The sequence below is a fragment of the Pseudomonas sp. PAMC 26793 genome, from assembly GCF_000313235.1.
Lineage (GTDB): Bacteria > Pseudomonadota > Gammaproteobacteria > Pseudomonadales > Pseudomonadaceae > Aquipseudomonas > Aquipseudomonas yamanorum.
The window spans coordinates 67,540-89,652 of record NZ_AMXG01000051.1; the positions used below are offsets into that span (position 1 = coordinate 67,540).

Genomic DNA, 22,113 nt, shown 5'->3' on the forward strand with positions numbered 1-22,113 from the left:
GCGCATCGGCAATGACATCCAGGTATCTGAACGAAAACAACCTCCAATTGTGTGGGACTTTTCTGGAGTCTCAGTGGTCCGATGACCATCGGTAGATCGTGTGTGTCTTGTGCACAGGGCGTTGTCCCTGTTTTTCAAGTGGTTGTTCAGTCTTTCATGAATATGTGCGGCCGTTGACGTCGACTTTTTAAGGTGCTCCAGTTTTGAATAAAACTCCTCGGTTCCAAGCTCATGCGGCATCGGACGAAATTGACCTGATTGAACTGTGCCACGGGATCTGGCGACAAAAAAAGTTAGTGCTGGGCTGTACGATCCTGGCGGGTGTCCTGGGGGTAGGCTACGCATTTCTGGCACCCAGGGAGTATCAGGTCAGCAGCGTGCTGCGTCCCGCTGCTATCAATGAACTCGATGCACTGAACCGTTCCGAAGTCTATAAGCTGCCCCCGGCTGATGCCTTGAACAAAGTGGGAGCACAACTGGATTCCTACGAAGCCCGCCTGGGGTTCTTCAAGTCCCATGAAGAGCTGTTCAAGGCGTTCCAGAAATCCGGCCAAAGCCTTGAGCAGAGTTTTGAGGAGTTCAACCGAAACTCCATCAACCTGATCCTGCCTGACCCGAAAAAAGCCGACTCTCTGAGCAGTTACATCCGGCTGGAGTTGCAGTACCCCAGAGACATCGACGGGGTGGCTATTCTCAACGGCTTTGTGGATTACGCCATTGATATGGAACGTGCCCAGGTCGGTGCGGACCTGAAGGTGATCGTCAATAACCGGCTGAACGAACTCAAGGGCAAGATTGACGCGGCACGCGCCAACTACGACACCGATAAGGAATCGAAAATTGCCAAGTTGCTTGAGGCCGACAGGCTCAAGCGAGCACAGCTGGAAGACGAGTTGGGGGCTCTGCGCTTACAGATGAAAATGGAGCGAACGGATCGACTGGCGGAGCTGGCTGAGGCCATTTCCATCGCCAAGTCGATGGGCATCAAGACCCCGACCACGCCTTCCTCGATGGCGGATGCCTCGCGTAGCGGCTCGAATCAAGTCATGCGCACTGAGGTCAATAATCAGAAAATCCCGCTGTACTTCATGGGTACGGAGGCGCTTGAGGCGGAACGCACGGCTTTGCAGGCGCGAACCAACGACGACTTTACCAACAGCCGCATTGCAGAAATTGGCAAAGAGTTGCAGATGTTGCAGGTCAACCGTGAAGTGGAAGTGCTGAAAAAGCGTGGGAATGAAGACATCTTCTTGCAGGATGTTGAACCATTGCGAGCTGAAGTCGCGCGGTTGAAGGGCCTTAATATCGACATGAGTAGCCTGAAACTGGTCACCATTGACCGGCGTGCCCAAGAGCCGCTGAGCCCGATCAAGCCTAAAAAAGGCTTGGTGATTGCGCTGAGTCTGGTGGGAGGATTGGTGTTGGGTGTGCTGATTGCGCTGGGCCGCCATTTTGTCTTGGCGCGACGCGAGTCTGTGCCCTATTCGCAGTTGGATGAGCATCGGCTTTCTCAGCGTCCACGCAAGGATGACGAACCGCACGTTTAAGGCCGGCTGCCCTCGGGCTTGCCGCCTGGCAAGCCCTCTTCCGCGCTTCCCAGCACACTCAGTGGACACCTTTTCACAATTCTTGATTAACCTTTGGTTACAAAGTGTGGCTAAAATAGCTGCCAATGGCCATGACCGGATTGTCACCCCAGCCGATCGTGTTGCCTGTTTGTGAATTGTGATTTCAGGTGCTGCATCTTCAATCCTCGGCCGTCGTGGGCACGCAGGAGCAGCCTGTTCTCTTCTGACTTGTGACGAATAACTTGAAACTCATCATTGTTGCTCTCTACGTTGCCTCCATTGCCTACGTTCATCTGCGCGGCCGTGTGCGGCACAAGCTGGGCCGCCAGCTCAGCGATCATTCGACCTTCCTGGCTCCGGTGAACTGCTTTCTGTACCTCTTCTCCAAACTGCCCAGCCGACCATACCTGTCTCCCAGCGACTTTCCCGACCTGAGTCCGCTCCAGGAGCATTGGGAAGAGATCCGCCAGGAAGGCCAGAACCTGCTGCACGCGGGCGAGATCAAGCGTTCCGACCAATACAATGACGTGGGTTTCAACTCGTTCTTCAAGTCGGGCTGGAAGCGTTTCTATTTGAAGTGGTACGGCGACAGCCATCCTTCCGCGATGAAGCTGTGCCCGCGCACAACTGAGCTGGTGCAAAGCATTGGCTCGATCAAGGCCGCGATGTTTGCCGAATTGCCACCGGGCTCCAAGCTAGTACGCCACCGTGACCCGTACGCCGGTTCCTACCGTTACCACCTGGGGCTGGACACGCCGAACTCCCCGGGCTGCTACATCAACGTGGACGGTGAAAACTACTATTGGCGCGACGGCGAACCGGTGATGTTTGACGAGACTTTCATCCACTACGCCGAAAACACTACGGAGCAGAACCGGATCATTCTGTTCTGCGATATCGAACGCCCGATGAAGTATCGCTGGGCGGCGGCGTTCAACCGTTGGTTCAGCCGCAACGTCATGGCTGCGGCCGGCTCGCCCAACGATGCCGGGGACAAGACCGGTGGCTTGAACCGTGCCTTTACTCGCCTGTACAAGATCCGTCTGCGGGGCAAGGAGCTGAAAAAGCGCAATCGCACCCGCTACTACCTGGAGAAGTGGGCGATCTTCGCCGGTTTGGCGCTGATCTTCATCCTGATCTGAACCTGGCAGGGGAGCGCATCAGCCTGGCGGATGCGCGCCCAGCTTCTCCCACATCTTCTTGCTGATCTTCTGCCGATTGGCATAACCCGCCCACGGGTCCTTCTTCAACTCCTGCAACCGCTCGTGCAGGTTGGCCACGGTCCATTGCTGGGCGCCGTGCAAACCCTTCAACTCGTCACGACTCACCGGCACCGACACCGGCAGGCCGGGTCGCGCGCGCACTGAGTAGGCCGCCACCGTACTGGCGCCCCGGGCGTTGCGCAGGTAGTCGATAAAGATTTTGCCAACGCGGTTTTTCGGGCCCGAGGTTGCGGTAAAACGCTCTGGCAACTGCTGCGTCATGAACTGGGCGATCGCCTTGGCGAACGCTTTTATCGTGTCCCAGCCGTCCCTGCGCGCCAGCGGCACCACCAGGTGCAGGCCTTTGCCACCGCTGGTCTTGATGAACGCTTCAAGCCCCAACTCATCCAGCACAGACAGGGTCAACTGCGCCGCTTCGAGCATGCTTTTCCAAGGCAGCGCCGGGTCCGGGTCAAGGTCGAGCACAAACAGGTCCGGGGTTTCGATTTTGTCCGCGGTGGCGCCCCAAGTGTGCAACTCGACGGTGCCCATTTGCACCGCACCGATCAGCGCGGCGGGGCTGTCGATTTCCATCAGCCGCGCATGACCCGGATCCAGGGCCTGGTCCAGATGTTTGATATTCGGGATCGCCAAGTGCTCGGAGTGCTTCTGGAAAAACTGTTCGCCGGCAATGCCTTCCGGTGCCCTGAGCAAAGACACAGGACGGTTGCGCAAGAAGGGCAGGATCCATTCACTGATGCCCTCGTAGAACTGGGCCAGTTGCAGTTTCTGCGTGACGCTTTGGGGATCGATGACCCGGTCGGGATGAGTGATCTTGACCCCAGCCACGGTGCCGGTCTCGGTTGCCTTTTTGCGGGGTTTTTCCTTCAGCGATTTGGCCGCCCGCGGCTGTTCATGAACAATCTGCTCCGCCGGCTTGTCGGTGCGCAACCCGACAAAGGCCGCCTGGCGCACCACGCCTTCGCGGGTCCATTCGGCAAATTGCACTTCGCCCACCAATTGAGGTTCGACCCAGTGCACCCCACGTGCCTGGGCGCTGGTCAGCGGTGTGGCCAGCGGTGAGGCATCGCGCTGCAGCGCTTTCAACTGATCGCTGATTTTCTTCAAGGCGGCCTGATTAAATCCAGTGCCCACGCGCCCGGCATATACCAGGCCGGTGTCGTCATTGACCGCCAGCAGCAGTGCGCCAAACCCACTGCGTGAACCTTGCGGACGAGTGAAACCGACGATCACGAACTCCTGGCGCAGTCGGCACTTGAGCTTGATCCAGTCCGGGCTGCGCTTGGAGACGTACAGGCTGCCCGCACGTTTTCCGATCACGCCCTCCAGCGCCAGGTCACAGGCGCTTTCGAAAATATCCCGCTGATTGGCGGCGAAGGACTCGGAGAAGCGCAGCAGCTTGCTCCTGCTGCGGGCCAGCACGCTTTTCAGCGCGGTGCGGCGCTCTTCGACGGCGGTTTCGCGCTGGTCACGACCTTCCAGAAACGGCGCGTCAAACAGGTAATAGACGATGTCCAGGCTGCGACCGATATCAAAGGCATTCTGCAATGCCTGGAAGTCCGGTAACCCATCCGCGTTCAGGCTGACCACCTCGCCGTCGAGCCAGCTGTCCTTGAGCTTAAGCGCTTCCAGGGCCTTGACCTGGCGCGGCAGCCGGTCGGTCCAGTCATGACCATTGCGAGTGAACAACCGTACCTCACCGTCACGAATACGCGTGAGGATCCGGTAGCCGTCGAATTTGATCTCGTACACCCAGTCGCCGTCCGGTGCACGGTCTACCAGTGTCGCCAATTGTGGGGTGAGCTGATCGGGCAGGGCAGTTGAGGATTTGCGCGTGGTTTTCTTCGCAGCAGCTGGTTTTTTCGGGCGCCCCACCGTTGCATCGCTCAACACGCTTTTCGGCTCGGCCTGGACCACGTCGTAATCAGCCAACGAGCGCGCCTGTTGATCGTTTTCCTTGATCAACAGCCATTGCTCCTTGTCGCCGCTGCCTTTGAGTCGCGTGCGCACCAGCGTCCAGTCGCCGGCGAGCTTTTCGCCGATCAGGGTGAATTTCAGCTTGCCGGCCGCGTAGGCTTTGCCCGGGTCGTCGTGGGGCTGCCACACGCCGCGATCCCAGACAATCACGTCACCCGCGCCGTACTGGCCGGCGGGGATGCTGCCCTCGAAACTGCCGTAACCCACTGGGTGATCTTCCACATGCACGGCGAGGCGCTTCTGGCTCGGGTCCAGGCTAGGGCCCTTGGGCACCGCCCAGCTTTTGAGCACGCCATCGAGTTCCAGGCGAAAGTCGTAATGCAGGTTGCGCGCATCGTGCTTTTGAATCACGAAGGTTAGGGCCTGGGCGCGGTTCCTGCCGCGAGGCGTACGGCCTGCAGGTTCAGCGGTCACATCGAAGTCGCGCTTGGCGTTGTATTCACTCAGGGGCTTGGCCATGGCGGTCTACCTCATGAAGCCTTGCGGGTTTTTTTCGCGGCCGGTTTCTTCGCCGGGCCCTTGCCCGCCAGGCTGCGTTTGAGCAGCTCTGTCAGGTCGATCACATCGGCTGATTTGCGCTCATCCTCACCCTCGCTGGATTCCACATCTTCGATCTTGCCGGCCTTGGCCTTCTTCGCCACCAACGCCATGATCTTTTCCTGGAAACTGTCGCGATAGTCTTCGGGCTTCCAGTCGGCGCTCATGTCTTCCACCAGTCGCTTGGCCATGTCCAACTCGCCCTTGGCCAGGGTCGGTTTGGTCACGTCACTGCCCAGTTCCAGCTCATCCAGGCCGCGCACTTCAGCGGGCCAGCGCAGCATTACCAATACCAGTGCCGACTCCAGCGGCATCAGCGCCGCCAGGTGCTGCTTGGTGTGCAGCACCACGTTGGCCAGGGCGACCTTGCGGGTTTTCTTCAGGGTTTCCCGCAGCAGCGCATAGACCTTGCCCCCGCGTTTGTCGGGCGCCAGGAAGTAGGGCGTGTCGATGTTCTGCAACGGGATCTGGTCGCTGGCCACAAATGCGATGATTTCGATGGTCTGGGTGGACTTGGGGTGGGCCGAGCGGATTTCGTCTTCGCTGAGGATCACGTAGCGACCTTTCTCGTAGGCCACGCCCTTGACGATATTGTCCTTGGTGACTTCCTTGCCGGTGGTCTTGTTGACGCGCTTGTAACCCACCGGGTCCATGCTGCGCTTGTCCAGCCAGTCGAAGTCGACGCCTTGGGAGGACGTGGCCGAGACCAGCGACACCGGGATGTGTACCAAGCCAAAACTGATTGCGCCTTTCCAGATAGCCCGTGGCATGTCGGTTTTCCTGAAGATGTAGGGGTCTTCAGGTGACACGGCGGTTTCGGCAAAAGTTTCCCTGGCCAGCCGGCTGGCACTGGGGTTTCAGACAGATCGTGTTACACCTGATGAGAAACTATTTAGTTACCAAAGCCGAACCCAAGGCGTAGCGTGTTATCGAAAGCACGTGTTACTTGCGCCCAGAGAGGCTTTTGTCATGAACACCCGTTTGCGCAACCTTGCCGTATTGGCGTTGGGCCTGGCCATGAGTTCGTTGGCACAGGCGCAAAACCTGCCCGGCAGCAGCAATAACCCCTACAACGGCCCCATCCATCAGGCCAACCCCAACAGCATGCAGGGCACCCAGCCCAACGCGCCGGCAGCGCGGGGCACCTACATCCCACCGGCGCAGCGGTCGCCGACTCTGCAAAACGGCGGCATTGGCAACAGCGTCCAGCGCCGCGACAGCCCACAGACCCCGCCGGCCATCCAGCCCAAAGCTCCCACCCGTGATGCCAATGGCAATCGCGGCGATTGAGTGTGTGAAGACGACAAGGAAACCCACCGTATGTTTCTACGCAAAACCCTTCTAGCGACCTTCTACGCCGCTGCCTTGCTGCCCCTGGCGCTGCCCGTTTCGGCGGCCGACACCCAACAGTTCCCCAGCGAGCAGGGAAGTATCACCGTCACCCCGATTGCCAAGGGCCTGGATCACCCGTGGGCGGTGGCGTTCCTGCCGGACAAGCAAGGTTTCCTGGTCACCGAGCGTCCCGGCAACCTGCGCTTTGTCAGCCCGGACGGCAAGCTGTCCGCGCCCCTGAGTGGCGTGCCTAAAGTGTTTGCCAAGGGGCAGGGCGGCCTGCTGGACGTGGTGCTGTCGCCAGACTTCAAGGAGGACCGCCTGGTGTATCTGTCGTACGCCGAAGGCGGTGGCAAGAATGGCACGGCTGGCACCGCAGTCGGGCGTGGTCGCCTGAGCGATGACCTGACTAGCCTGCAGGACTTCAAAGTGATCCTGCGCCAGGAGCCCAAGCTGTCCACGGGCAATCACTTCGGCTCGCGGCTGGTGTTTGACCGCGATGGATACCTGTTCGTGACCCTGGGGGAAAACAACGATCGCCCGACCGCCCAGGACCTGGACAAGCTGCAGGGTAAAGTGGTGCGGATCTTCCCGGACGGCCGTGTGCCGGAAGACAACCCCTTCGTCGGCCAGGAAGGCGTGCGGCCGGAAATCTGGTCCTACGGCCAGCGTAATCCTCAGGGCGCGGCACTGAACCCGTGGAGCGGTACACTCTGGGAAAACGAACACGGCCCGCGTGGCGGGGATGAGATCAACATCATTGAGCGTGGGAAAAACTATGGCTGGCCGCTGGCGACCCACGGCATTAACTATTCCCTGACGCCGATTCCCGAGGCCAAGGGCAAGACGGTCGAAGGCACTGTTGCACCGCACCATGTGTGGGAGAAATCCCCCGGCGTGAGTGGCATGGCGTTCTACGACGCCGACCGGTTCAAGGCCTGGCAGCACAACGTGTTTATTGGTGCACTGGTGAGCCAGGAGCTGATTCGCTTGCAGTTCGATGGGGACAAGGTCATCCACGAAGAGCGCTTGCTTGGCGGGTTGAAAGCGCGGATCCGTGATGTGCGTCAGGGGCCGGATGGTTACCTGTATGTGCTCACGGATGAAGATAACGGCGTGTTGTATCGGGTGGGTTTGAACCAGGACTGACGGATACGGCAAATACCAATGTGGGAGCGGGCTTGCTCGCGAAAGCGGTGGGTCAGTCGCTAGAGATGCTGGCTGAACCATTGCCTTTGCGAGCAAGCCCGCTCCCACAGGTGAGCAGCGTCCAGCCTACAACCCAAGCTCTGACAACCCCGGATGCTCATCCGGGCGCCGCCCCAGCGGCCAGTGGAACTTGCGCTCGCTTTCCTTGATCGGCATGTCGTTGATGCAGGCAAACCGGTTCGCCATCAGGCCATTCTCATCAAACTCCCAGTTCTCGTTGCCGTAGGAGCGAAACCAGTTGCCGGAGTCGTCATGCCACTCATAGGCATAGCGCACCGCAATACGGTTGCCGGTAAACGCCCACAACTCCTTGATCAACCGATAATCCAGTTCCTTGGCCCATTTGCGGGTCAGGAAGGCTTTGGCTTCTTCGCGGTTATGGGCGAACTCGGCGCGGTTACGCCATTGGGTATCCAGGGTATACGCCAGGGATACCCGTTGCGGGTCGCGGGAGTTCCAGCCGTCCTCGGCCAGGCGAACTTTTTCAATCGCCGATTCACGGGTGAATGGCGGCAATGGCGGGCGTATTTCAGCAGTGGATGGCATGGGACGGCTCCTTCACAGGTTTAAAAGTCAGGTCAAAGTTGCAATAAAGTGCGCGCCATGGCTCGCGCATTATCGGCAGCGGTGGTGTCGCCCATCACCAGGGCAACGGTAATGGCGCCATCAATCAGGATCAGCAGGTGCGCGGCCTGGCGTTCCGGGTCGGGGGTGCCATGTGCTTGACACAGTTCGAGGACGTATTCGAACAGTTTCTGTTTATGGGCCTTGGCCAGCAGGCGCACCGGGTCTTGCGGGTCGCCGGTCTCGCCGCTGGTGTTGATGAAGGCGCAGCCGCGAAAGTCATCGGAGCCGAACCAGCATTTCAGCGCGCTGAACACCCCCAGCAGGCGCTCGCCCGTGGTGGTGTGGTGTTCCACTTCGCTGCGTAGCCAGTGCATCCAGCGCTCGTCGCGGCGTTGCAGGGCGGCAATCACCAGTTCGTCCTTGTTGGCGAAGTAGCGGTAGACGCTTTTTCGGGAGACGCCGGCGGTCTTCACCAGAAGATCCATGCCGGTGGCAGCGATGCCATTTCGGTAGATCAACTTTTCAGTGACGTCGAGAATAATGTCGCGAGTGATATCGCTCATGCTTACTACAGTAGAACGATCGTTCTCCTTGGTCAATTAACTATTTTTTACCCGCGTGCGGGAAGACCTGAGCCAGCCCATGGTGTAAGCTCTCGAGTCCTTCGGATTCGACCCATTGCGAGCCCTATGCCGTCGTTATTCAAACGCTCCCTGTTGCCCAAGCTGCGCGGTTTTCCCCTTACGCCCGACGCCATCGAGGTGTTGTCCGGCGCGGCCGAGTACCGCCGCTGCCTGCTGGAGAAAATTTCCCAGGCCACCCGGCGCATCTACATCGTGGCGTTGTACCTGCAGCAGGATGAGGCCGGGCAAGAGATCTACGACGCGTTGCACGCTGCCAAGGCCGCCCGGCCCTGGCTGGATATCGTGGTGGTGGTCGACTCGCTGCGGGCCCAGCGCGGTTTGATCGGCGCAGGCAAGCAACCGGGCAACAGTGCCTGGTACCAGGCCATGACCCAATCCCACAGCACTGAAGTGCCGGTGTATGGCGTGCCGGTACAAACCCGCGAATTGTTCGGCGTGCTGCACCTCAAGGGCTTTGTGATCGATGACAGCGTGCTGTACAGCGGCGCCAGCCTGAATAACGTGTACCTGCACAAGTTCGACAAATACCGCTACGACCGTTACCACCTGATCCACAACAAGGCGCTGGCCGACTCGATGCAGCACCTGGTGGAACACGGCCTGGTGGCCGCCAAGGCGGTGCATCGCCTGGACCTGCCCAACCCACCGACCACCCGCAGCCTGCGCAACGACATCGGCGACCTGCGCAGCCGCCTGAAACACGCGGTGTATGACACCACGGCGGGGCAGTTGGCCAACGGCAACCTGACGGTCAGTCCGTTGTTGGGCGTATGCAAGAACAACCCCCTGAGCCGAGTGATCTGTGAGCTGATTGCCAGCGCCCAGCACCAGCTGACTATCTGCACCCCATACTTCAACCTGCCGCTGCCGGTAACCCGGGAAATCAACCGCGCCCTGGCGCGCGGGGTAAAGATCGACATCATCGTCGGTGACAAGACCGCCAACGACTTCTACATCCCGCCGAGCGAGCCATTCAAGGTCATCGCCGCGCTGCCGTATCTCTACGAAATCAGCCTGCGACGTTTCGCCAAGCGTCACCAGCGCATGATTGACAGCGGCCAGCTGAACCTGCACCTGTGGCGTGACGGCGACAATACCTACCACCTCAAGGGCATGTGGGTCGACCAGCGCTACACCTTGCTGACCGGCAACAACATCAACCCGCGGGCGTTTCGCCTCGACCTGGAAAACGCCTTGCTCATCGATGACCCCAAGGGTGAGTGGGTTGGGCCACGGCGCGCCGAGCTTGCCGAGATTTTCCAGCACACCTCGCGTATTGAACGCTACCAGCAGCTGGAAACCCTGGTGGAGTACCCGGCGGCCGTCGGCAAGTTCTTGCGCCGGGTCAGCCGGGTGCGGATCGAGCGGTTGTTGTATCGGATTTTGTAGGGCCCGTGACCTAAGAGGTTAATCCGGTATCAACCCGCGAGGGCCGTTATCCAAGCCCAGCGATGGGGCCCGCTTTCTCCTGGCAAGGCAGGTGGCCTCAGCGTTCTGGCGGAACACCAATAATGTGCAACTCCCCGAGTTTAAACGTTCTGTCTTGATCTTGTTCCGCCAGCGTTGTCCAAACCAGGATCAAACTCTTATCTTCTGGTTTCAACGGTCCGGTGGTAATGGGAATGCTGATGATGGTGCCTAAACCTTGGAAGGTTACCTCTCGCTCAACCAATCTTTCTTTTGAGGGTACGGTAATGGTGAGTTGTACACGGTGACGCCCTTCGCCTGTGAATCTGAATGCGTATTCGCTATGGCTTTCCAGCGGCAATGATTTCGACAGCCTAAAGAAGGGAATCGGTGACGCGTGTCTGACCAGGTTGTACTGATTGCCACTTCTCTCGATCTTGGATGGCGCGCCTTCTGGGTGCCAGCCGTTCATATCGAAGTTATCAAAGGTGGTGAGGTCGTTCAGTTCGCTGCTCATGACTCGGCTTCCATAAAAGGGAGGCGGGTACTGACACCCGTCAGCGCCCCATGTCCAATGAGAGGCCACTTCGAGCTGAGCGTCTACTGTCAAGGTTGACAGGTACAGACGAGTGTAACGAGGGCGCTGGAGCGGGGAGTACTCGCGGGCACGAAGGGCCCGCGAGTGAGGTGCATCAGTTCAAGCCAAGCTTGCCACGCAAGGTGGACAGGTCTTCTGCCAGGGTGTTGACCGGGCCAACCAGGGCTTTACGGTCGGCTTCCTTGACCTTGTCGTAGGTCTCGAAACCGCCATCCTTGGTTTTGTACTTGGCCAGGATCTTGTCCACGGTGGCGAAGTTCTTGTCGACTTTGGCGACGAAGGCCTTGTCTTGCTTCTCGATCTGCGGACGGAACAGGTCGACGATTTTCTTCGCGCCGTCGATGTTGCCCTGGAAGTCATACAGGTCGGTGTGGCTGTAGCGATCTTCTTCACCGGAGATCTTGGTCGCGGCCACTTCTTCCAGCAGGGCAGCAGCGCCACCCACGACTTTTTCCGGCGGGAAGGTCAGGCCGTCCACGCGGGTTTTCAGGTCCAGTACGTCGCTGTTGAGCTTGTCCGCCAGGGCGTCGAGGCCTTTGGTGGTGTTCTCGGAGAACAGGCTGTACTCGATGCGGTGGAAGCCGGTGAAGTCTTCGGCTTTCACGCCTTTCTCGTGGTCGTCCACACGGGAGTCGATGGAGGCGTCGAGGTCGCTGAACAGCTCGGCGATCGGCTCGATGGACTCATAGTGAACGCGGGTTGGCGCGTACAGTTTCTTGGCGGCGGACAGGTCGCCTTTTTTCACGGCGTCGGTGAACGCCTGGGTCTGGGTAACCAGTTCGCCGATTTCTTCGGTGACGTAAATCTTGTAGTCCGACACCGGCCCTACCAGGTCCAGCGGCGCGGTGGCGGCAAAGGCCGCCAGCGGCGAAAGGCTCATTAACAACGACAATGCGAGAGACGACTTCTTCATGGGACGATTTCCGCTCTGGGGTTTGTTTTAGGTTTTGGCAGTGGTGTGTGGATGTGTCGCATCAAGCAGCGTGCGCCCGATGAAATCCTTGTCCCCGGTGACGCCTGGCAAGGTGAAGAAATAACCGCCGCCGACCGGCTTCAGGTATTCCTCCAGGGGCTCGCCGTTGAGCCGGGTTTGCACGCTGATAAAGCCTTTCTCCAGGTCAGCCTGGTAGCAGATGAACAACAGCCCCATGTCCAGCTGACCGTTTTTGTTGACGCCGTTGGAGTAGTTGAACGGCCGGCGCAGGATCAGGTTGGCCTGGGTCTGTGGGGTGCGCGGGTTGGCCAGGCGGATGTGGGCATCGAGCTTGGTCAACTTGCCTTCCGGGTCCTTGCTGTAGTCCGGCACCTGGGTTTCTTTCTGGCCATCCATGGGCGCGCCACTGGTCTTGATCCGGCCAATGATGCTTTCTTGCTCTTGCAGGGGCGTGCGGTCCCAGCGCTCGACGAAGTTGCGGATGATCCGCACCGCCTGGTAGCTGCCATTGGCGGCCCAGGCCGGTTCGTCACTGCCCGGTTGCACCCACACAATCTGGTCCATCGCCTTGTTGTCGTTGGAGTTCGGGTTGGCCGAGCCGTCGCGGAAACCGAGGAAGTTACGCGCGCTTTGCGCCGGCTCGCCAGGGCGGGCAGGGGCCTGGGGCGGCACGCTGCCTTCCTGTTTCCAGCGCACCAGCAGCAGGTCCGGCAGGTTTTTCACAATGTCGCGCAGGGCGTGGATATTGGTGTCCGGGGTGTTGGAGCTGAACTGCAGGCTCAGGTCGCCGTGGCACTGCGCCGGTTCCAGCGCATCGTTGGGGAAACCGACCATGCGGATCAGGCGCTTGGGCTTGGCCGCGGCCAGGCCGAAGCGTTCGTCGAACAGCGACTCGCCCACCGACACGGTGATGGTCAGGTTGTCCGGCGTTACCACCGGGCCGAGGATGCCGGAGTCGGTGGGGGGCAGTTTCGGGTCGACTTGCACCACGGTGCCGCCGGTCATCAGGAACGCGATGCGCTCGTTCAAGGTGCGGAACAGCCGCTCCAGGTCCTCGCGGTCGCTGGCCAACACGTCGAATGCCACGAGCATGCCGCAGGCCGGGCGCGGGGTGACGATGCCGGTCTGGTGCTTGCCACGGTAATCGTGGTGGTCCTGGGTCTTTTCACTGCTGGGCGCGGTGGTGACTTGCGCGGCAGCGTTGGCGGCCATCGCCGGGCAGCTCAGGCTGCTGCCGGCAATCGCGGCGCCGGTGGCGGCCATGCCCAGCAATACACGACGGCGCTGGGATGAAAACTGTTCTGAATCACTCATATCTACGGTCGTCTTCACTTCAGGCCGGAAAGGCCAAGGGCGGGGTCGATTCCATCGAGTGCAACGGCCAGAGCCTTGGCCTTGTCGGCGATCTGCTTGCGCTGATCGGCGGTAACGCTGTCATACGAGGCGTAGCGGCCATCGACTTTCAAACCGTTGAGTTCGGCGTCGAGGGCGCTGATCGCACTGTCGATCCCCGGCAACAATTGCGCGGCGGATTTGGTCAACAGCGGACGCATCAGGTCGACCACTTTGCGGGCGGCGTCCAGGTTGGCAGCGAAGCCGTTGAGGTCGGTGTGGCTGTAGCGTTCTTCCTCGCCGCTGGCGGCGCGTACGTCGGCCAGGCTGTTGAGGTTGCGCACCACGATGCTCACCAGTTGCTCCGGCGGCAGCGACTGGGCCAGCAACTGTTGCTTGAGGCTGGTCACATCGGTGACCAGGCGCTGGGCAATCGGCGCCAGGCCGTCGAGGTTGCGTTGCTGGAACAGGCCGTACTCGAGGCGGTGGAAGCCGCTGAACGCCGGGTCCTGCTCGCGTTTTTCAAAGTAGTCGGCGCGGGCGTTGATCGCGTTGTCCAGTTCCGCCAGGCGTTGCGAGGCCGGGGCCAGACGCTGGTAGGCCTCGCGGGCCGGTACATAAAGTGCCTGGGCCTGGGCGAGGTCGCCGGCTTCGATGGCCTGCTCAAGTGCCGTAACGGCCTTGACCAGCGCGCTGCCCTGGCTGCTCAGGTACACGCGGAATTCCGACAGCGGGCCGATAAACGCCACCATCGACGGCTTGGCCTTGGCTTGCGCGTCCGACTCGGCAGTCGGCGTCACCGTCAAGGTGCCTCGTGGGTTGCTCAGCAGGCCGCAGGTGATCTGGTAGTCACCGGGCAGCAGGTTGGCGTTGATCACCTGGCTCAGGCCCGGGGCGATGTTTTCGCGCTCTTCGACCACCAGCACGCCGTCGAGGATTTCCCATTCCACGGCACGGTCCGAGCGGTTGATGATGCGGAAACTGGCGCGTCCGGCCGGCACCGTCAGCGCATTTGGCTCGCAGCTGTGGGCATGGATCGTCACCGCGATTTCATTGTGGTTGGCCTGGCGCTTGGAGGCAGCCAGTTGCGAGGCGTAGTAGAACAGGCCACCGGCGGCGATCATCACGACCACCGAGCCGCCCACCGCCCAGCGCAAGGCGCGGGACGGCGGAGCCGGTTGAGGGGTTTGGTTGGACAAGAGGCGGTCCTTACTGGCTGGAAACGGAAGAAGTTGTGCGGGTAGCCGGCTTGCTGGGCGGCGCGGGCAGGAAGAACATCACCAGGGCCACCACCAGGTAAATCAGGTAGGCGCCGAGGGTGCTGACGGTCGGGGCGTCCTGATAGCCGAACATGCCGGCCAGCACCGAGCCCAGCGGGCCATCCATCGGCAGCGTCGCGCTGAAATCGAACAGGACGGTTTGCAGGTGGTTCCACACCCCGGCTTCGTGCAGGGCTTGTACCGAGTTGGCGAGGATGCCGGCGGCAACCACCAGGATGAACAGCCCGGTCCAGCGGAAGAACGCGCCGAGGTTCAGGCGCATGCTGCCGGTGTAGATCAGGAAGCCGACGATGATCGCCAGGATCAGGCCGAGCAGGGCGCCAATCGGCGCACCCGGGCCTTCGCTTTGCTGGAACACCGCCAGCAGGAAGAACACGGTTTCCAGGCCTTCCCGGGCTACGGCGAAAAACACCATGGCGATCAGCGCTGTGACCTGGTGTTTGGAACCGGCGAGGGCGTGATCAAGGGATTCATGCAGGGAATGCTTGATGGAGCGCGCCACCTTGCGCATCCAGAACACCATGGAGCTGAGAATGCCCACAGCCACCAGGCCGACGATGCCTTCGAACAGTTCCTGTTGTTTCTGCGGGAATTCGGCACTCACCAGTTCCAGGCCACCGCCGACCAGCAGCGCCAGGGCTGCAGCCAGAAACACGCCGATCCACACTGCGGGCATGTACTGGCCACGGCCAGTTTGCTTGAGGTAGCTGGCAATAATGCCAACGATCAAGGCGGCTTCTATGCCTTCGCGCAGCATGATGAGAAAAGGAACAAGCATTCGGCACCGAATCGTCACTAGATAGGAGGCTAAGTTGTAACATAATGATACTCATTGCTAAACAAGAAATATTGACCTTTACTGAACCTTGACTGAACGATGGTGGCAAACCGTAACCGCCACTAGAATGCGCGGCATCGTCCCAGCCACCGGATTGCGCCATTCCCCATGTCGGAAAAAGACACGATTTCCATCCAACTGGTCCGCGAAGCCCTGTTGCAGAGCTGCGCGCCGGGTGCGGCGACCGATGAAGTGTTGAGCAAAGTCGGGATCAGTCCAGCGCTGCTGGAACAGCCAAACGCACGTGTTCCGGCAACGGCTTACGCGCGCCTCTGGCGCCTGCTGGCACGGCGCATGGACGATGAATTCTTTGGCATGGATCCGCGCAAGCTCAAATCCGGCAGCCTGGAATTCCTGTGCCGGGCCTCCATGGCACAACCGACCCTGGCCGCCGCGCTGGAAACCGGCCTGGGCTTCCTGTCGCTGATGCTCGAGCGCATGCCGGCGCAACTGGTACGCCAGCAGAGTCTGGCGGAAATCGTATTGTTGGAGCCAGAGCACGAACCGAAGCGGGCCTTCACCTACTTCGCCTACTGGATGATCGTCCACGGCGTCGCCTGTTGGCTGGCGGGGCGACGCATTCCGATCCTGGCGATTGAGCTGCGCTGCTCGCCGCCGGACTTCTGCGACGACTACCAAGTGATGTTCTCCGACAACTTGCGCTTCGACCGGCCGCGCACCCGGATGATTTTCTCCGCCGACTGCCTCGACCTGCCGATCAAGCGCAGCCCGGAAGAACTCAAGCGTTTCCTGGCCCACGCGCCCGCCAACATCCTGGTCAAATACCGCGACCCGGACAGCCTCGCCACCCGCATCAAGACCGACCTGCGGCAGATGCCTGCCGACACCTGGCCGGAAACCGAAGGCCTGGCCGCTTCACTGTGCATGTCGGCCTCGACCCTGCGCCGGCGCCTGGCGGAAGAAGGGCAGACCTACCAGGGCCTCAAGGACAGCGTGCGCAAGGAATTGGCGATCGTCTGGCTGGCAGACGCCGACATCAGCTTTGCCGAGATCGCCATGCGGCTGGGGTTTGCCGATGCCAGCTCGTTCTACAAGGCGTTTCGCAAGTGGTCGGGCTCCAACCCCGGACACTATCGCAGCCTGATATTGAACGAAGCACTGAGCCAATAGGTCACTGCCAGGCTGCACTGACTATCCACGGCTTTAATGACCTGGCTCACTTACCTGTGCCTCCATGGGTGTGATATTCGGCGCCACCGCTCCATCGTTCGTTTCCTGACGCAGCCTGATCGGCATTTGTCGCGATCAACGTCTACGCCATTTCCCTCATTCAAGAGCAGGATTTCATGGCACTTCACAGAACCGTAGAGACTCAGGACCAAGCCATCGAAGACGTCTATTCGAGTGGCTCCGCCCAGCACAAGCTGCCCAAATATCGCCTTCCGGACCACTCGACCACGCCGTCCGCCGCCTACAACCTGGTGCGCGACGAACTGCTGCTGGACGGCAATTCCCGGCAAAACCTGGCGACCTTCTGCACCACCTGGGTCGAGCCCGAAGTGCAGCAGTTGATGGCCGACGCCCTCGACAAGAACATGATCGACAAGGACGAGTACCCGCAGACGGCCGAGATTGAAAACCGGTGCGTGCACATCATTGCCGACCTGTGGCACGCGCCGAAGTCCTGGCAAACCGTTGGCTGTTCCACCACGGGCTCCAGCGAAGCGGCGATGCTCGGTGGCCTGGCCCTTAAGTGGAGCTGGAAAAAACGCCGGGAAGCGGCGGGGTTGCCCACCGACAAACCGAACTTTGTGTGTGGTCCGGTGCAGATTTGCTGGAAGAAATTCGCCCGCTATTTCGATGTGGAAATCCGCGAAGTGCCGTTGCGTGGTGATGCATTAGGCCTGCGCCCGGCCGACCTGCGGGAATATTGCGACGAGAACACCATTGGCGTGGTGGCGACCCTGGGCGTGACCTTTACCGGGATCTACGAACCGGTCGCCGCCTTGGCGGCCGAGCTGGACTCGATGCAACGCGATCTTGGCCTGGATATTCCGATTCATGTCGACGCGGCGAGCGGTGGGTTTATCGCCCCGTTCATTCAGCAAGAGCTGCAATGGGACTTTATGATCGAGCGCGTCAAGTCGATCAACGCTTCCGGCCACAAGTACGGCCTGGCGCCGCTTGGCGTGGGCTGGGTGATCTGGCGCTCCACTGAAGACCTGCCGGAAGAGCTGATTTTCTACGTCGACTACCTGGGCGGCAACATGGCGACCTTTGCCCTGAACTTCAGCCGGCCCGGCGGTGAAATCATCGCCCAGTACTACAACTTCCTGCGGCTCGGGCGTGACGGCTACACCCGTATTCAACAGGCGTGCTCCGATACGGCGCAGTGGCTGGCATCGGAAATCGCCCAGTTCGCCCCACTGGAACTGGTGTACGACGGCAAGGACGGGCTGCCGGCGGTCTGCTACAAGCTCAAGGACGGCGTAGACCACGGCTTCAGCCTCTACGACCTGTCGGAGCGTGTGCGCATGCGCGGCTGGCAGATTGCGTCTTACCCGTTGCCGTCCGACCGTCAGAACATCGTGGTACAGCGCATCCTGGTGCGGCATGGCGTGAGTCGTGACCTGGTGGCGTTGCTGCTGGAGGACCTGCGCAAGGCCGTTGCCTACCTGCAGAAAAACCCGGTGGAGCATTCCGACGCGGGCCCCAGCTTCAGCCATGGCGCCATCGCCGACCCGGTCATCCCGGCCGACACCCCGAACCTCGACTGAACGCACTGAACACTCACCGGGCCTCGCGGCCCGGTACCTTTAGCGTTGCATCGCCAGGTACGAATCATCGTGACTGCCTTCTTTACTTTCCTGCACGACAACCCTTACATCCTGCTGTTCCTGGTGGTTGGCCTGTCCGTCTGGGTAGGGCGCGGCACCATCAAGGGCTACGGCCTGGGCGCGGTGGCCGGGGCCATTGTGATCGGCTGCGCGATTGCGACCTGGGCGTCGTACTACGGCGTGCATTTCGAACTCGATAACTTCACCAAGAGCCTGTTTTATTACCTGTTCATGTACGGCGTCGGGTTGCGGGTCGGGCCTTCGTTCATCAACAGCCTCAAGGGCGATGGCCTGAAGTTTACCTTCCTGGCGATTCTGTCCTCGTTCCTGGGGCTGGGCATCGTGGTGCTCGGCGTGCGGCTGCTGTCCCTGCCGGTAGGCGCGGCAGGCGGGATTCTCGCCGGTTCGCAAACCATGTCGGCGGCCATTGGTTCCGCCGAACAGGCCATCACCTCGGGCGTGGTGCCACTGCCGCCGGGCACCACGGCGGCAGCGGCCACGGCGATGATCGCGCTGTCCTACGGCATCACCTATATCTGGGGCACAGTCGGGATCATTTTGATCTGCAAATACCTGCCGCGCTGGTGGGGCGTGGATGCGCGCAAGGCCGCCAAAGAGTTTGAGGTGGAGCACGGCGTGCCGAACGTCGACGATGCCGGGCTCAGCGGCTATCGACCGTTTGATCTGCGGGCTTATCGCCTGGTAAACCCGGAGCTGGTAGGACAAAGCATCGCGCAGTTTCGCCAGCGCTTTGCGCTGTACCAGATCGAGAACATCGAGCGTGGCGACGAGTTGCTGGGAGCCGATCCGACATTGGTGTTGCAGTTGGGCGATGTGATTGCCCTGGGTGGCAGCCTGGATGCACTGACCGACCACATGGGCCTGATCGGGCCGGAGGTGCCGGATGCCCGGGCCCTGAATATACCGCTGGATGAAGCGGTGATTCTGGTGACCCACAAGAATGCAGTGGGCAAGGCGCTCAAGGAATTCAGCCAGTCGCCGATTGCCGGGCAGGTGCAGTTGGTGGGGATTGAGCGGGGAGGGGCACCGATTCCGGTGGGGCTGGAAACGCGGTTGCAGCGTCTGGATGTGATGCACTTGATTGGCTTGCGCAGTGCTATCGACAAGGCCACGGCGTTACTGGGCAAGGCGGGGCGGCCGAGTACGGCGACCGATTTGCTCACGCTGTCGTTGGGCATGGTGCTGGGGTTGCTGATCGGCCTGATTCAAGTGCCGGCGTTCGGGGCGGCGGTGGGCCTGGGGAATGCGGGTGGGTTGCTGGTGTCGGGGATTATCGTCTCGTCGCTGGTGTCGCGGGTGCGGTTTTTTGGGAATACGCCGAATGCGGCGCGCAACATTCTCGAGGACATGGGACTGATTTTCTTTGTCGCGATCGTGGGGGTGAATGCCGGGGCCAATCTGGTTTCGCAGATCAGCGCGATCATTGCGTTGAAGATCTTTTTGCTTGGGTTTGTGGCTTGCACGATTCCACCGTTTATTGTTTGGGCTGTGGGGTTTCATGTGTTCAAGATTAATCCGGCGATTCTCATGGGCGGTGTTGCGGGGGCGCGGAGTCACTCGGGGCCTGCGCGGGAGGCGGCCAAGGAAATTGATAGTACGGTGCCGTGGATTGGGTTTCCGGTGGCGTATGCGGTGTCGGGGATTTTGCTCACGGTGTTTGGGTATTTTGCCATGGTGCTTGCGCGGTAGCTGTATTGGGTACATATCCGTTGCTGCGGTAACGGCGGCTTATGGTTCCGCTCTTACAGCGGGTCACTTTTGGCAAACGCCCGGAATGCCGGCCCAGCCAAAAGTAACCAAAAGGTCTTTGCCCCACCACTCGGTGCCTCGCCTAGGCTCGGCATGCCCGCACTCCGGCCCGATTCCGCGGGCCGCCGCGACGGGCCATCCATGGCCCGGCGCGGCTAAATCGGCATCCCTGCCGATTTACACGCTCCACCGTGCCTACTTGCGGCCATCGTGGTTAACGGGGCCCGCAGATCAAGATCAAAAGCAAGATCAAGAGCACAGCGGCCTCCCGGCGTTTTTCAAGGTAGTTGTCGCGTCCACCGTGGTGCTACGCGACCTTGATGCTCACTGTCAGCTCCCTTTCGGGGTTCAGATATACCGTTCCGACTGGTTTCCAGTTGCGTGTCTCACCTGACCAACGTTCCGGTCTTCTTTCTCTAGCCTGCCCATAGATTGCGTCGCGCCGGGCCAGGATTTCCTGATCTTTTCCCTCGTGACGTTGAGCCGGTGTCACAAAACGGATTCGGCTATGACGATGCTCGGTGTTGTACCAGGTCATAAAATCCCTCACCCAAACACGCGCATCATCCAGGCTGTTAAAACCACCTAGCGGCCACTGCGGGCAATATTTCAGTGTCCTGAACAGTGATTCCGAGTACGGGTTGTCGTTGCTGACCCGCGGTCGACCACGCGATGGCGTGATGCCCAGATCGTACATCTTGGTCAGCAGGGTCACCGACTTCATCGGCGCGCCGTTGTCGGAGTGCAGCACCAGCGGCTGGCGCCAGCACTTTTCCTGGGTCACGCTTCGTTGCAGTAATACCGCTGCTTTTTCACCACTTTCTACGTCGTAAACTTCCCAGCCCACCGCCTTTCGGCTGTAGATATCCTCGATCAGATAAAGGTAGTAAAACTTCCCGCGAACGGGTGACGGCAAGTACGTGATGTCCCACGACCACACCTGATTAGCAGAAGTCGCTGCATAAGTGGTGGGTGCCTGATGACGATGGGGCCGCTTGGCACGCGAACGATGCTGCTGCTGGCCAGCGGCATGCAACACACGATAAAACGTCGCTTCTGAGGCCACATAACGCCCCTCGTCTGCCAGTTGCGGCACGATCTGACTCGGTGGCAGGTGCGCGTATACCTTGCTGTTGCACAGCGCCACGATGGCCTGGCGCTCGAACTCACTGAGCGCGTTGCTGGGCGCAGGTCTTACCGTTGTGGTACGCCCATCTGCCAGCATTTCTTCAGGCAAACTCCAGCGTTGCAGCGTTCGTAGCGAAATGCCGACCTCCAGACAAGCAGGCGCCCTGCGGGCGCCCGCCGCGATGGCTTCATTGAGCCAACCGACGAGTAAATACCGTTCTGGCAACAAGGTCAGCTGCCCTCGTCGTCGCTCCCCCAGTAGGCATTGAGCTTTTTTCGCAACACCAGTAACGCCGCCGTCTCCGCCAATGCCGCATCCTTGCGCCGCAGTTCGCGTTCAAGCTCGCGGATACGGTTTTTATCGTTCTTCGACTGGCTGGTGTTTACATTTTTAACCTTTGTTTGCTGGGTGCTACTGGCGATAAATGCATTGCGCCAATCAGTGATTTGCTCAGGAAAAATCCCTTTGCGCCGGCAGTACTCACCCAGTTCCAGCTCTGACAAAGCTGCTGTTTCTATGATGACCGCCATTTTGGATTCGGCTGACTAATTCTCAACAGGTTGTTTGGCGTCGGACAATTGCGTTCCTCTGGCAGCGGCTTGTTTGCGCCAATAATGGAGAGACATATCACTGCAACCCTCGCGGCGAGCAACCTCCGCCGCCGAGAGGTTCAGGGGCGGAAGCATCATTTTTAGCAGCGCAGCTTTGCGTTCTTCTGAGTAGAAAGGCATGACCACGCTCTTGCCGCCCCGGAATGTTTTTTAAAAAATGGGAGACACGACAACTACCCTGACACCGGGGGCTCCCGGCCGGCTTGAGTGTTGAAGAGCAAAAGCAAAAACCAGAGCGAAAGCAGAGCTGCTTTTCTGTGGGAGCGGGCTTGCTCGCGAAAAACTTGAGGGCGGCGCGTTCATCCAGAATGCCAACGTCATCGTTAACGACCTTCGCGAGCAAGCCCGCTCCCACATTT

At 60.2% G+C, this 22,113-nt stretch carries 17 protein-coding genes and 1 pseudogene; 8 read left to right on the forward strand and 10 right to left on the reverse strand.

Annotated features, from left to right (window positions below; all coding sequences use genetic code 11):
- Nucleotides 1–203: 203 nt before the first annotated feature.
- Together D109_RS0127155 and lpxO are read left to right on the forward strand one after the other, a co-directional pair.
- Nucleotides 204–1,547 (forward strand): Wzz/FepE/Etk N-terminal domain-containing protein, encoded by a 1,344-nt coding sequence (locus tag D109_RS0127155; RefSeq protein WP_017479662.1) that lies wholly within the window; start codon nt 204–206, stop codon nt 1,545–1,547.
- Between the two features lie 263 nt (nt 1,548–1,810).
- Nucleotides 1,811–2,710, forward strand: a complete 900-nt coding sequence (lpxO, locus tag D109_RS0127160; protein WP_017479663.1) for a lipid A hydroxylase LpxO — start codon at nt 1,811–1,813, stop codon at nt 2,708–2,710.
- A gap of 18 nt (nt 2,711–2,728) precedes the next feature.
- Here the strand turns inward: lpxO and ligD are convergent, their stop codons facing one another.
- Both ligD and D109_RS0127170 read right to left on the reverse strand, forming a co-directional pair.
- Nucleotides 2,729–5,227 carry a DNA ligase D gene (gene ligD / locus D109_RS0127165; protein ID WP_017479664.1) on the reverse strand — a complete coding sequence of 833 codons (2,499 nt, stop codon included), beginning with the start codon at nt 5,225–5,227 and terminating at the stop codon, nt 2,729–2,731.
- A gap of 11 nt (nt 5,228–5,238) precedes the next feature.
- Entirely contained in the window at nt 5,239–6,075 is an 837-nt protein-coding gene (locus D109_RS0127170) for a Ku protein (protein ID WP_017479665.1), read from the reverse strand.
- 199 nt (nt 6,076–6,274) lie between these two features.
- Here D109_RS0127170 and D109_RS0127175 point away from each other — a divergent pair, with 199 nt between their 5' ends.
- Together D109_RS0127175 and D109_RS0127180 are read left to right on the forward strand one after the other, a co-directional pair.
- On the forward strand, nt 6,275–6,595 hold the full coding sequence (locus D109_RS0127175) for a hypothetical protein (RefSeq protein WP_017479666.1): 321 nt from the start codon (nt 6,275–6,277) through the stop codon (nt 6,593–6,595).
- Nucleotides 6,596–6,625: 30 nt separating this feature from the next.
- Entirely contained in the window at nt 6,626–7,786 is a 1,161-nt protein-coding gene (locus tag D109_RS0127180) for a PQQ-dependent sugar dehydrogenase (protein ID WP_017479667.1), read from the forward strand.
- Between the two features lie 126 nt (nt 7,787–7,912).
- Here D109_RS0127180 and D109_RS0127185 read toward each other — a convergent pair whose 3' ends face one another.
- Nucleotides 7,913–8,392, reverse strand: a complete 480-nt coding sequence (locus tag D109_RS0127185; protein ID WP_017479668.1) for a nuclear transport factor 2 family protein — start codon at nt 8,390–8,392, stop codon at nt 7,913–7,915.
- 32 nt (nt 8,393–8,424) lie between these two features.
- Nucleotides 8,425–8,976 carry a TetR/AcrR family transcriptional regulator gene (locus D109_RS0127190; RefSeq protein ID WP_017479669.1) on the reverse strand — a complete coding sequence of 184 codons (552 nt, stop codon included), beginning with the start codon at nt 8,974–8,976 and terminating at the stop codon, nt 8,425–8,427.
- Nucleotides 8,977–9,102: 126 nt separating this feature from the next.
- Between D109_RS0127190 and pssA the strand changes: the two genes are divergently transcribed.
- Entirely contained in the window at nt 9,103–10,446 is a 1,344-nt protein-coding gene (pssA, locus tag D109_RS0127195) for a CDP-diacylglycerol--serine O-phosphatidyltransferase (RefSeq protein ID WP_017479670.1), read from the forward strand.
- Between the two features lie 97 nt (nt 10,447–10,543).
- Here the strand turns inward: pssA and D109_RS0127200 are convergent, their stop codons facing one another.
- The 5 genes from D109_RS0127200 to efeU form a co-directional block, all read right to left on the reverse strand.
- A complete protein-coding gene (locus D109_RS0127200; protein WP_017479671.1) occupies nt 10,544–10,981 on the reverse strand; it encodes a hypothetical protein in 438 nt (145 codons plus the stop codon).
- A gap of 175 nt (nt 10,982–11,156) precedes the next feature.
- Nucleotides 11,157–11,975, reverse strand: a complete 819-nt coding sequence (efeO, locus tag D109_RS0127205) for an iron uptake system protein EfeO (protein ID WP_026078247.1) — start codon at nt 11,973–11,975, stop codon at nt 11,157–11,159.
- 27 nt (nt 11,976–12,002) lie between these two features.
- Nucleotides 12,003–13,310, reverse strand: a complete 1,308-nt coding sequence (gene efeB, locus D109_RS0127210; protein WP_026078248.1) for an iron uptake transporter deferrochelatase/peroxidase subunit — start codon at nt 13,308–13,310, stop codon at nt 12,003–12,005.
- A gap of 14 nt (nt 13,311–13,324) precedes the next feature.
- A complete protein-coding gene (gene efeO / locus D109_RS0127215) occupies nt 13,325–14,527 on the reverse strand; it encodes an iron uptake system protein EfeO (protein ID WP_017479674.1) in 1,203 nt (400 codons plus the stop codon).
- 10 nt (nt 14,528–14,537) lie between these two features.
- Complete coding sequence (gene efeU / locus D109_RS0127220) at nt 14,538–15,386, reverse strand: iron uptake transporter permease EfeU (RefSeq protein ID WP_026078249.1); 849 nt, start codon at nt 15,384–15,386, stop codon at nt 14,538–14,540.
- 168 nt (nt 15,387–15,554) lie between these two features.
- Here efeU and D109_RS0127225 point away from each other — a divergent pair, with 168 nt between their 5' ends.
- From D109_RS0127225 to D109_RS0127235, 3 genes are all read left to right on the forward strand, one after another.
- A complete protein-coding gene (locus D109_RS0127225) occupies nt 15,555–16,577 on the forward strand; it encodes an AraC family transcriptional regulator (protein WP_017479676.1) in 1,023 nt (340 codons plus the stop codon).
- Nucleotides 16,578–16,753: 176 nt separating this feature from the next.
- Nucleotides 16,754–18,184: a glutamate decarboxylase gene (locus D109_RS0127230; protein WP_017479677.1), complete on the forward strand. Its 1,431-nt coding sequence runs from the start codon at nt 16,754–16,756 to the stop codon at nt 18,182–18,184.
- Between the two features lie 69 nt (nt 18,185–18,253).
- Nucleotides 18,254–19,954: an aspartate:alanine exchanger family transporter gene (locus tag D109_RS0127235; RefSeq protein WP_017479678.1), complete on the forward strand. Its 1,701-nt coding sequence runs from the start codon at nt 18,254–18,256 to the stop codon at nt 19,952–19,954.
- Nucleotides 19,955–20,321: 367 nt separating this feature from the next.
- Here the strand turns inward: D109_RS0127235 and D109_RS1000000133355 are convergent.
- A pseudogene (locus D109_RS1000000133355) lies at nt 20,322–21,874 on the reverse strand (IS3 family transposase).
- Nucleotides 21,875–22,113 lie beyond the last annotated feature (239 nt).